Annotated in this window: 8 protein-coding genes; 4 read left to right on the top strand and 4 right to left on the bottom strand. The window is 69.9% G+C overall.

What is annotated here, in order from left to right; all coding sequences use genetic code 11:
- Window positions 1-56: 56 nt before the first annotated feature.
- Both mfd and WMF28_RS12460 read left to right on the top strand, forming a co-directional pair.
- Complete coding sequence (gene mfd / locus WMF28_RS12465; protein ID WP_437602407.1) at window positions 57-3788, top strand: transcription-repair coupling factor; 3732 nt, start codon at window positions 57-59, stop codon at window positions 3786-3788.
- Window positions 3789-3946: 158 nt separating this feature from the next.
- The gene (locus tag WMF28_RS12460; RefSeq protein ID WP_437602406.1) at window positions 3947-5716 is read left to right on the top strand and encodes a metallophosphoesterase; all 1770 of its coding nucleotides are present in this window, start codon (window positions 3947-3949) and stop codon (window positions 5714-5716) included.
- Window positions 5717-5919: 203 nt separating this feature from the next.
- On the opposite strand, the gene WMF28_RS12455 is transcribed toward WMF28_RS12460, so the two are convergent.
- Window positions 5920-6186, bottom strand: a complete 267-nt coding sequence (locus WMF28_RS12455; protein WP_437602405.1) for a hypothetical protein — start codon at window positions 6184-6186, stop codon at window positions 5920-5922.
- Window positions 6187-6485: 299 nt separating this feature from the next.
- Between WMF28_RS12455 and WMF28_RS12450 the strand changes: the two genes are divergently transcribed.
- Window positions 6486-6929, top strand: coding sequence for a PA2169 family four-helix-bundle protein (locus WMF28_RS12450; RefSeq protein WP_437602404.1), 444 nt, complete (start codon window positions 6486-6488; stop codon window positions 6927-6929).
- A gap of 59 nt (window positions 6930-6988) precedes the next feature.
- Window positions 6989-7945, top strand: coding sequence for a hypothetical protein (locus WMF28_RS12445; protein ID WP_437602403.1), 957 nt, complete (start codon window positions 6989-6991; stop codon window positions 7943-7945).
- Between the two features lie 181 nt (window positions 7946-8126).
- On the opposite strand, the gene WMF28_RS12440 is transcribed toward WMF28_RS12445, so the two are convergent.
- The 3 genes from WMF28_RS12440 to recA form a co-directional block, all read right to left on the bottom strand.
- Window positions 8127-8870, bottom strand: coding sequence for a hypothetical protein (locus WMF28_RS12440; protein ID WP_437602402.1), 744 nt, complete (start codon window positions 8868-8870; stop codon window positions 8127-8129).
- Window positions 8871-9451: 581 nt separating this feature from the next.
- The gene (locus WMF28_RS12435) at window positions 9452-9928 is read right to left on the bottom strand and encodes a single-stranded DNA-binding protein (protein ID WP_437602401.1); all 477 of its coding nucleotides are present in this window, start codon (window positions 9926-9928) and stop codon (window positions 9452-9454) included.
- 142 nt (window positions 9929-10070) lie between these two features.
- The gene (gene recA, locus WMF28_RS12430) at window positions 10071-11099 is read right to left on the bottom strand and encodes a recombinase RecA (RefSeq protein WP_437602400.1); all 1029 of its coding nucleotides are present in this window, start codon (window positions 11097-11099) and stop codon (window positions 10071-10073) included.
- Between the last annotated feature and the right edge of the window lie 93 nt (window positions 11100-11192).

Genomic DNA, 11192 nt, shown 5'->3' with positions numbered 1-11192 from the left:
CGATGCCCCCCGAGCGCTCCCTTCCCTCCTCCACGAGCTCCCCACTCACCGCAACGATGGGCGAGCTCGCAGGCGACCTCGACGAGCTCGCCTCGAACGACACCGCCGCCAGCGGCCCCCTCGCCTCCACGCCGGCCGACCACGAGCCGCTCCCGTCGTTCGACCTCCCCGCGGACCGCCGCGTCGTGACGCCCCGCGATCTCGCCGCAGAGCTCGCCGCAGCGGCGCATGGTACACGCCACGTGACGGGCTCGGCCGGCTCGGCCGGCGCCCTCGTCATCCGTCGTCTCGCCGCAGCCGCCGTCGGCCGCCCCATCGTTGCCTTCACCCCCGACGTCGACAGTGCCCGCGCCCTGGCGGCGGACACCTCGTTCCTGCTCGCCGACCGGGACGCCGACGCCGCCGAGGCCGCCGGCGCCATGGCATCCGGCCGCGTCCTTCTCTACGTGCCCAACGAGGCCAGCCCCTACGCGGACGTCAACCCCGACCGCCGCGGCGCCCAGACCCGCCTCGCCACGCTCTTCCACCTCGGCATGGACCTACCGTGGTCGGTCCTCGTCTGCCCCATCACCGCGCTCGCCCGCAAGGTCGTTCCCAAGGACGAGGTCACCGAGCACGCCGAGCTCGTCATCTCCGAACAGGAGATGGATCGCGACGCGCTCTCCGCGCGTCTCGGCGCCTCCGGCTACGTGCGCAGCCCCCTCGTGGAGGACCCCGGGACGTTCGCCGTCCGCGGCGCCCTCCTCGACGTCTGGGCGCCCTCCGCCGAGCTGCCGGTGCGCATCGACTTTTACGGAGACGTCATCGCGTCGATCAAGACCTTCAACCCCGACGATCAGCGCACGGTCGCCGACGTGAAGGAGGTCTGGCTCCCGCCGGCGCGCGAGGCAATCCTCACGGCGGACAACGTCGAGCGCGCCCGCCAGCGTGTCCGCGCCGCCTGCGACGCCATCGACTTTCCCTCGATCAAGGCGCGCGCCCTGGTCGACGACGTTGCCAGCGGCCGCGCCTTCTTCGGGGCCGAGGGCTACCTGCCCGCCTACGTCGATCTCGCGCCCTTTGCCTCGTACCTGCCCAGCGAGGCGCTCGTCGTCCTCGAGGACCCGGCCTCCCTCACCGCCGCCCTGCGCGACGAGCTCGGCCGCGCCGCCGCCGACCGGAGCCACAAGGATCGCGAGCCGCACTTCCCGCTCGGGGCCTTCTACGAGGACGAGGCGCACGTCGCATCGTGGCTAGGGGACCGCACCGGGGTTGCGCTGCACCGCACCGGGGTTGAGGGCGCTGTGGAAAATCAGGACTCGCTGGAGCGCTTCGAGGTGGTTCCTGAGGATGCCCCCTCGCTCGCCATGCGGGACCAGTCGGACCTCGAGCGCGCCATCAAGGCGACCCGCGCCTCACGCGGCAAGCACGGCGCCCTGGACCCGCTCGTCCGCCGCGTGGTCGCCTGGCAAGAGGCGGGCCTGCGGGTGCTCATCGCCGCGCGCGCACAGACCCAGGTTGAGCGCCTGGTCACCCTGCTCCGCCACCGAGACGTGCGGGTAAAGGCCAACCTCGGTCCGTTCGACCCCGGGTTCCTCGATGGCAGCAGCTCGGCTTCTCCGCGCGACACCGCCCTCGTCGTCACAGGCTCCCTTGCGCGTGGCGTCATCGCTCCGGCCGAAGGGCTCGCTCTGGTCACGGAGGAGGAAATCTTCGGGGCCCGCGCCCACCGCCGGGCCGCTCGCGCCGCCGCCTCGTCCACGAAGCCCGCGCAGGCCTTCCTCGAGGACCTCCGCAACCTGGGTGTCGGCGACTACGTCGTCCACGTAGAGCACGGCATCGGCCGGTATCTCGGCCTCGTCCACAAGCAGGTCGGCTCAACCACGGTCGACCTCATCGCCGTGGAGTACGCCGGGGGCGACAAGCTCTACCTCCCGGTCTACCGCCTCAACCAGATCCAGAAATTCAGCGGCGGCGAGGGCGCACCCAAGGTCGACCGGCTCGGTGGGCAGACCTTCGCCAAGACGAAGGCGCGGGTCGAGAAGAGCGTCCGCAAGATGGCCGACGAGCTCCTGCGCCTGTACGCCGAGCGCCGTGCCGCCACCGCCGAGCCCGTTCCGCCCACGGACGACGATTACCACGCCTTCGAAGCGACCTTCCCCTTCGACGAGACGCCCGACCAGGCCCGGGCCATCACCGAGGTTGCGGCCGACCTCGAGTCCGGCCGTCCCATGGACCGCCTCGTCTGCGGCGACGTCGGCTTCGGAAAGACCGAGGTTGCCATCCGCGCCGCCTTCCGCGCCGCCTGCGCCGGCAGGCAGGTCGCCGTCCTCTGCCCAACCACGGTGCTCGCGCAGCAGCACTACCTCAGCTTCAAATCCCGCATGGCCTCCTACCCCATCGAGGTCCGCGCCATGTCCCGCTTCCAGGGCAAGCAGGAGCAGGACGAGGTCTCCCGCGGCCTCCGGGACGGCAGGGTCGACGTCGTGATCGGCACGCACCGCCTCCTCTCCAAGGACGTCCACTTCAAGCGGCTCGGCCTGCTCGTCGTCGACGAGGAGCAGCGCTTCGGCGTCACCCACAAGGAGCGCATCAAGGCCCTCAAGACAAACGTCGACGTCCTCACGCTCTCGGCCACCCCCATCCCCCGCACCCTCCAGATGGCGGTCTCCGGCCTCCGCGACATGTCGATCATCACCACCCCGCCGGTCGACCGCCGCGCCATCCGCACCGTGGTGACCCGCCACGACGAGGCCGTCATCCGCGAGGCGCTCCTCCGCGAGCTCGGCCGCGGCGGCCAGGTCTTCTACGTCTACAACCGCGTCGAGGGCCTCTACGAGCGCGCCGCCCGCCTCGCCGAGCTCGTCCCGAGCGCCCGCATCTGCGTCGCCCACGGCCAGATGAGCGAGCACAACCTCGAGCAGGCCATGCTCGACTTCGTCGAGGGGCGCTACGACGTCCTCTGCGCCACCGCCATCATCGAGAGCGGCCTCGACATCCCCCGCGCCAACACCATCCTCATCGACCGCGCCGACATGTTCGGCCTCTCGCAGCTCTACCAGCTGCGCGGCCGCGTTGGCCGCGCCAAGGAGCGGGCCTACTGCTACCTCATCGTCCCGCCCCCGAACGCCATGACCGACGAGGCCCGCGCCCGCATCGAGGCCCTCGAGCGCCATACCGAGCTCGGCTCCGGCTTCCACATCGCCTCGCTCGACCTGGAGCTGCGCGGCTCCGGCGACCTCCTCGGCGCCGAGCAGAGCGGCACCGTCGCCCAGGTCGGCTTCGAGCTTTTCTGCCAGATGCTCGACGAGGCCGTCCACGAGCTCCGCGGCGAGCCCGTCATCCACGACGTCGACACCGAGCTCTCCTTCGACGCCGACGCGCTTCTGCCAGAGGAGTACATTTCCGACGTAGGCGTACGTCTTTCCCTCTACAAGCGGTTTGCGGGCGCCGGCTCGGCCGAGGACGTGCAGGATCTCGCGGTCGAGGTGGAGGACCGCTTCGGCGCGCCGCCGATCGAGGCGCGCCGGTTCGTGCATCTCATGCGGCTCAAGACCGAGCTGCGCCGGCTGAAGGCGCTCGCGTGCGAGGCGAGCGCCAAGGGGGTCACGCTGCACCTGCGCGAGGACACCCCGCTCGACCACGCCAAGGTCCTCAGGCTGGTCCAGCTGAAGGGCTCGCCGTACCGGATTTCGCCCGACATGCGGCTCTCCCGTCGCGCCAGGGACGGCGAGGTCTTCACGAGCGGGCTGGAGGCGGCCGACAAGCTCCTCAACGAGCTCGCCAGCTGCCTCAAGGACGGCGCCTGATCGCGCGCCGCCGCCGCGGCCTCCTGGGTCGTCCGGCTCACCCGGGTGAGCTCGCGTCGCGCGATTGACGACGATGCCGCCGCGCAGCGTGGCGGCTCGCGGCGCGGAGGCGACGCCGCGCTCCGGCGGTGATAGCGTCGAGCGACGGGAGGGGATAGATGACCGATCGCCCGGATCACGAGCAGCTCGAGAGGCTCCAGGCGAGCACCATGACGAGCTGGTACAGCCCCTTCCAGCTGGCCCGCTCTGCGCTCGACATGACCGTCTCCCACCTGATGGGCGCGCGCGGCGACTTCAGGCTCATCGAGGCGATCGCCGGACCGCAGCCGCCCTTCGATTATGCCGTCCGAAACGGCCTCCCGCGCGACGAGATCTGGATCGATTACGTGGCGGACATGGGCGACGGCTTCAACCCCACCTACGCGATCGCGAGCCTGCTCGCCCGGCCGACGCTCTCGCTCGACGGCCGCGAGACCAGGCGCGGAGAGGTGCTGATCATGGGCGGGGACCAGGTGTACCCCTCGGCCACGCGCCAGGCGTACTGGACGCGCCTCGTCGAGCCCTACGCGGCCGCGCTCGCGAAGGGCGACGTGACGGAGGCGCCGCACCTGTTCGCCATCCCCGGCAACCACGACTGGTACGACGGGCTGATGAGCTTCATGCGCCTCTTCGGCCAGAAGCGCACGCTCGGCGCGTGGAAGACGCTCCAGTCGCGCAGCTACTTCGCGCTGAGGCTCCCCCACGGCTTCTGGCTGCTCGGCGTGGACATCCACCTGGAGTCCGACATCGATCAACCGCAGATCGAGTATTTCTGCAAGCTGGCGAGGCACGACATGCGCGACGGCGATCGCGTGGTCCTCTGCACCGCCGAGCCCGACTGGGTGAAGGGCGCGCTCTACAGCACCGATCTCCAGAACAACCTCGCGTTCTTCGAGAAGCAGCTCAAGGTCACGCGGCCCGGGGTCGAGATCGTCGCGCGCATCGCCGGAGATCTGCACCACTATCGACGCCACGAGTCCGCGGACGGCCGGCAGAACATCATCGCCGGCGGCGGCGGCGCGTTCCTCCACCCGACCCACGGCGATCCGGTCGCCGTGGTCCGCTCCGGCGAGGGCGCGGACGAGCGCCCCTACACCCTGAAGGCCTCGTTTCCATCAGAGTCGGAGTCGCGCCGGCTCACCTGGCGCAACCTCCTGTTCGCCCGGTACAACCTCGGCTTCTGGCCCGCCGCTGCCTTCGTCTACATGCTCTCCTCGCTGACGCTGCCCCGCCCCGGTCCGGGCGCCGTCGCGTGGGTCCTCGTCGTCCTGCTCGTGTTCATCGTCTTCACCGACACGCACAAGAGCTGGTATCGCTACCTCGCCGGCTCGCTCCACGCGCTCGCGCACCTCGCGGCCGCGCTGGGGCTCGCCTACGCCGGCGCCGCGCTGCTGGGCGTCGATGTCCGGGATCTCCAGTCCATGTGGAGCCTCGTCGGCGTGATGCTCTTCGTCGGCGTGACCGGCGCCGTGGTCGGGTCGACGTTGATGGGCGTCTATCTCCTGATCTCGCTCAACCTCGCGCGGCGACACGGGAACGAGGCGTTCTCGGCGCTCCAGATCGAGGACTACAAGAACTTCTTGCGGATTCACGTCCACCGCGAGGGGCTCACCGTCTACCCCGTCGGACTGAGAGCGGTGCCGCGCACGTGGAAGGTGGCCGAGGATCGCAAGCCCGGCGAGCCGCGCTTCGTCCCCGCCTGCGGCGCGCTCGCGCCGGAGCTCATCGAGCAGCCCGTCACGATCCCGGCCGCGCCGCAGCATCGCCGGACCGGCCAGTCCACCCCCGCCGCCGCGGCCGCCGGGCTCCGCGAGTGCCCCGCCGGCGAGCCGCGGAGCCGCCCCTCGGCGGCCGGTTCCACGGCGGAGGCCGGCGCGCCCGAGCTGTGAGCGGGACGAGAGCCCCAGGCGATCGTTCCTGCTGCATGAGGCAGTTCGCCTCAGCCGCGACATTCTGCCTTGTGTGACGGGCGCAGCGGTGCGCGACCGGCTCACTGCATGAGAAGGGCCTCTCGGCTGCCGCGCTCGGGGCGAGCTCCTGCACCCGCGCGAGCGGGCGCGTCCGGAGGCCTTCTCCGGCGCGCCGCCGGCGGTCAGGGCGACGCGGCGATGTTGGGCATCGTCGGCGGAGCGACCTTGGGACAGATCGCGCGTTGGTCGCCGGGGGGCGCGAGCGGATCCTGGCCTTCCCTCGGGCACGAGCGCGGGCCGTTCGCGATGGCGTCGTGCTCGCGGTCGTCCGGGGTCCATTCGCGGTTGATGCTGGGCGCGTTCGCGAGCCCCTCGGCGCACGCCGCGGAGGCGGCGACGAGGAGCAACGCGAGCGCGCCGCGGATCGAGGAGCCAAGAGAGCGTTTCATAGGCACATCCCATCTCCCCGCGGCGCCGGCGCTGGTCGCGCCGGTCCACGGAAGCTGTCAGGGTTTCCCGACAGGGTTCACGGTCCGTGCCAGGTCGAGGCTGCCGGGCCGATCATACCGCCGGGCCGCCGCTCCCGGCCGCCCCCCGCGGCCCCGCGGGGCCGTCGAGCCGAGCGCGGCCAGAGCGGCGCCCGATTCGGCTCGCGGCCTGCGCACGGCTTGCGTCCCCGCGCAAATGCCCAAGGTGGTCGGCGAGGGGGTCCGTGCGCGGAGCGCGACCCCGAAAAGGAGTGTCGATCATGGCGAGAGACGTTATCGAGGTGCTCAACGGTCTCATCCAGCTCGATCGCGACGCGATCGCCGCTTACGACCAGGCCATCGAGGCGTGCGAGCACGCTCATTCCAGGGAGATGCTCGCGAGGTTCAGGGACGATCACGGGCGTCACGTGGTGGATCTGAGCGCGCACGTGGCGTCGCTCGGCGGCATCCCGCCGCAGGCCCGCGACCTCAAGGGCAAGCTCATCGAAGGGTTCACGGCGATCACGAGCATGGGAGACCAGAGCGCGCTCCTCGCGATGCGCGGCAACGAGGAGCTCACGAACCGGCAGTACCAGGCGGCGCTGGACGAGACGCTCACGACCGAGGCGCGGACCATCGTCGAGCGCAACTACACCGATGAGCAGCGGCACCTCGCGTGGATCAAGGACGCGCTGTCGAGGAAGGTCTGGGAGCGAGCTGCATAGTGGGCGATCGGCCCGCGACGGCGACGAACACGATCGGAAGCAGGTTCCACGGGGGTAATATGAAATCGAATCGGTCCATCCAGCTCGCGCTCGCCATGGGCGCGCTCGCGATCGCGCCGGCGCTCGCGGCCGCTCAGACGGGCAGCACCAGCCCGCCGCAGCAGCGCGAATCGGGCACGCCGGGAGCGCCGCAGGGCGGCGCGCAGCAGGGCGGCGCGCAGCAGCAGCAGGGCGGCGCCCACGGGGCGGCGCAGGGTGGCGGCGCGCAGCAGCAGCGGGGCGATCAGCCTGGCGCGAGCAGCGGGAAGCGCGCGCAGCAGCAACAGGGGCAAGGCCAGAAGAAGCAGGCGATGAAGCTCCAGGAGCACATCTCGTTCCAGGTCGAGGAAGGGTGCACCTACACGGCCTCCGTGAACGGCCGGATCGAGCCCGCCGCGGCGGGCAAGGCGCAGCAGGCGTCGGGTGGCCAGCCCGGTGGCGGTAGCCAGGGACGGGGCGGCACGGGTGCGCAGGGCCAGACCGGCGGCGCCGCGCAAGGATCTGCCGGCGGCAGCCAGGCCCAGGCCGGCGGCGCTCAGGATCGCGGCCGCGACACCGGCGGGAGCCAGGCCCCGGCCGGCGGCGCTCAAGGCGGCGGCCACCAGGCCGGCGCAGCTCAGGACGGCAGCCAGGCCCGCGCAGGCGCCCAGGCCGGCGGAGCGCAAGGCGGTGATCAGGCCGGATCGACGGCTGGCGAGCAGGAGCGGGTGAAGCCCAACCTCACCGTCTCCGCCTCCATGAGCTGCCCGAATGCGCCCGAGCTCCGGGTCACGGACACGCTGAAGACGGACACGGCCGTCACCCGCTCGGAGCTCGAGGGCATGATCGCGCGTCGAGCGAGCATCGCGACCGAGAAGGGCGGACGCTTCTGCATGTATGTGCCGCAGTTCGAGCTGACGCGCGAGAAGCTGAGCGGGAAGGGCATCGCCCAGCTCTGCCGCGTGCCCGCGGCAGATCAGAAGCAGGGCATGCGATAGGCCGCGTCTGACGGGGCACGTCGTGCCACGAGCACCGGTCTCGGACCGCTCGCGGCGTTCGTCAGAGGCAGCCTGCTCTGGAGAGCGTGTGTTCCCGCCGAAGAGGGCCTCAGAGGGCCATCCAGGAGGCGCGAGCCTCCTGGAACGCGCGGCGACGCGGCTCGTGGAGGAGAGGCTCAGATCATGGGAAGAGCGGACAGGGCATCACCCGACCGATCACGTAGGGCCGCGTCGTGGAATCGTAAACGGTCGCGCCCGAGGTGACGCTCCAGCTGTGGCCCTGGCCCGTCAGACTTCCCGTGAGGCCCGACAGATTTCCCGAGAGATCGCTGTAGATCCGCATATACGCCGTCCCCAGCCCAGGGGTGAACGTGCCGCCGGCGCAAGTACCCGTCCACCGGCTGTCGGGATAATCGGGGTTGCAACCATGGGTTGTGCTGGTGGAGTCGGCGATCGGCAGCGCCCACTGCCTCGTGTCGGTATACTTCGGGTTCAACGCCGGGTTCGCCACCGTATTGAGCTCAAGCGCCGCACCCGTGACGATCACGGTGTGCCCGCCGTACGATCCTGTCGTGCCTCTCCCTATGACGAGGACGTCGCCCGCCGCGATATTGGTGGCGTTCGTGACCGACGTCGCATGGGTCCCGATGACGAATTCGTCGTAGTATTTCAGCGAGGTCGGGCTATTCGAGTTCCAGAGGTTGTTGATATCCTGCCCCGAGACCCCGTACACGAGCCTCTGAGTCCATGTGAAGAACCCAGCCCCGACGCCGATCGTCACGCCCGGAGGGGTAGGTAGGGCACCACTGATGATATCGAGCGCGCCGTCGGAGATGTCCGCGCACGCATCCGCGGGGGCGGAGCCGAAAGCGACGAGCGAAACAGCAGCAGACGCCATCAGGAAACGAGCCACATTGCTGAACATGAATTACCTCGGTTGACGGTTACTACGTTGCAGTTCCGCAGGCCGAGCAGATTCGGTAGAGGATGTCGATCGGTCGTAGCCAGAGAATCGCACCTGGTCGCGTCGAGCCTAGCGTCCAATGTTTACTTCCCAAACATGGTCTCCGTCAACACACTTCGAGCATTTCCCGATTCACTGATTCATTTTCATGCGCTCATGTAGGACACAAGAGCTCTTCCGCCGGCACCGCCGGATAGTGTCCACCGTATGATCGCCGCCGCGAGTCATCGACTCAGACATCTTTTGGCACCTTGCGGCAGACGCCGCGCGCTGGCGCCCGTGAGGGACGACCTCGTGAGACATCGATCCCGGAAACAGGTCCCGCTGGAATCCAGCAACACTCCACTCGCTGTACGCTGGGGCTCAATGGATCTGCGATGGGGTGCGTCCCAGGGCGCGAGAGGAGCGAGGGGCGGTTGACGGTGAGTCGCGCGGCTCCAGCCGCCCGAGCGGGGCGCGAGCTCCCGGTCAGCGGCGCGCTCCGCGTGAGCGGAGGCACGCGAGGCGGCCTGCGACAGCCGCCCCCGCCCGTCTCTCCGCCCTCAGTACGGCAGCTCATCCAGCACGGGCACCTCCGGCGGCCGTCCCCGCGCGCCGTTCATCCCGAGCCGCGCGGTGGTCGGCACCCCCACCCCGGGCTGCGTCGCCTCGCCCTCGTCCTCCAGCCCCGGCGGCGGCTGCGCCATGGACCGGCGCCCGGTGAAGCGGAGATCCCGCGCGATCACCTCGGTGCGGTAGCGCCGGATCCCGTCCTTGTCGTAGCTCGATGTCCGCAGCCCGCCCTCGATGAGCACGCCGTCGCCCTTGGTCAGCACCTTCGCGAGCGCCTCGGCGCGCGGCCCCCAGAACACGATGTTGTGCCACTCGGTGCGCTCCTTGGACTCCTTGTTCTTGTCGACGAACGACTCGTTCGTCGCCATGCGCAGCTGGAGCACCGGCGTGCCGTTGCCGGTGTAGCGCAGCTCCGGATCCGAGCCGAGATTGCCCATGAGAATCACCTTGTTCAGTCCTTCGTTCATGACGTGCTCCAGATCGTAACGTTGTTGTCGTTTGACGTCGTTGCTGCCGTTTGCTGTCGTCGCCGTCGTTGCTGTCGTTGCTGTCGTCGCCGTCGTTTGCTGTCGTTTGCTGTCGTTGCTGTCGTCTTCCGCCCGCTTGGGCTCATGCATCCATCGCCGGGGCGGCGCCGGGCCGCGCCGGCGCCGCCGCGTCGACGGCGGCGCGGAGCGACGTGGCGAGCGCCGGCTTGCCGATCAGCGCCTCGCGGGCGCGCTCCCTCCCCTGCCCGATGTGCTCGCCCCCGAACGACAGGTGCGCGCCGCTCTTCTCCACGACCCCGAGCTGGCAGGCGAAGTCGATGAGGTCCGCCGCGCCGTCGATGCCCGCTCCCCAGCGGATGTCGAACTCGGCCTCTCTGAAGGGCGGTGCCATCTTATTTTTGACCACCTTGACCCGTGTCCTCGATCCTATGGCCTCATCGCTCACCTTCACCGGACCCACCCGGCGCACGTCGAGCCGCACGCTCGCGTAGAACTTGAGGGCGTTGCCGCCGGTCGTCACCTCGGGGTTGCCGAAGACGACGCCGATCTTCTGCCGGAGCTGGTTGATGAAGATGAGCGTCGTTTCCGTCCGGTGACATATGCCCGTGAGCTTCCGCAGCGCCTGGCTCATCAGCCGCGCCTGGAGGCCCATGTGCGACTCGCCCATGTCCCCCTCGATCTCGGCCTTGGGCGTCAGCGCAGCCACCGAGTCGACGACGATCACGTCGACGGCGCTCGAGCGCGCGAGCATCTCGACGATCTCGAGCGCCTGCTCGCCGTTGTCCGGCTGCGAGACGAGGAGCCTGTCGATGTCGACGCCGACCGAGCGCGCATACGTGACGTCGAACGCGTGCTCGGCGTCGATGAACGCGGCGACGCCGCCCATCCGCTGCGCCTCCCGCATCGCGTGGAGCGTGAGGGTGGTCTTCCCCGACGACTCCGGGCCGTAGATCTCCACGATGCGCCCGCGCGGGTAGCCGCCGATCCCGAGCGCCGCGTCGAGCGACAGCGATCCGGTCCGGATCAGGCCGATGTCGCGGGTCTCGTTCTCATCGTTCAATACCATGATTGCCCCTTTCCCGAACTGCTTCTCGATGCTGCCGACGACGGTCTTCACGGTGCGGAGCTTCTCAGCGATCTCGGTCATCATGTTGGTCTCTTCCTCTCGACGTGCGTTCGTTGCGTGTTGCGTGTTGCGTGTTGAACGTGCGCGCCCCCGAGCGCGCGAACAGCCGATTCAGCG

It is taken from the genome of Sorangium sp. So ce590 (genome assembly GCF_051521365.1).
Taxonomy (GTDB): Bacteria; Myxococcota_A; Polyangia; order Polyangiales; family Polyangiaceae; genus Sorangium.
Note: the sequence above shows the minus strand (reverse complement) of the source record. Positions and strands in the feature narration are given on the sequence as shown.

Excerpts from the sequence above, each read along its gene's own strand:
- mfd (WP_437602407.1), top strand. The coding sequence starts at position 57 with ATGGGCGAGCTCGCAGGCGACCTCGACGAGCTCGCCTCGAACGACACC.
- WMF28_RS12450 (WP_437602404.1), top strand. The coding sequence starts at position 6,486 with ATGGCGAGAGACGTTATCGAGGTGCTCAACGGTCTCATCCAGCTCGAT.
- WMF28_RS12460 (WP_437602406.1), top strand. The coding sequence starts at position 3,947 with ATGACCGATCGCCCGGATCACGAGCAGCTCGAGAGGCTCCAGGCGAGC.
- WMF28_RS12440 (WP_437602402.1), bottom strand. The coding sequence starts at position 8,870 with ATGTTCAGCAATGTGGCTCGTTTCCTGATGGCGTCTGCTGCTGTTTCG.
- WMF28_RS12455 (WP_437602405.1), bottom strand. The coding sequence starts at position 6,186 with ATGAAACGCTCTCTTGGCTCCTCGATCCGCGGCGCGCTCGCGTTGCTC.
- WMF28_RS12445 (WP_437602403.1), top strand. The coding sequence starts at position 6,989 with ATGAAATCGAATCGGTCCATCCAGCTCGCGCTCGCCATGGGCGCGCTC.
- recA (WP_437602400.1), bottom strand. The coding sequence starts at position 11,099 with ATGATGACCGAGATCGCTGAGAAGCTCCGCACCGTGAAGACCGTCGTC.
- WMF28_RS12435 (WP_437602401.1), bottom strand. The coding sequence starts at position 9,928 with ATGAACGAAGGACTGAACAAGGTGATTCTCATGGGCAATCTCGGCTCG.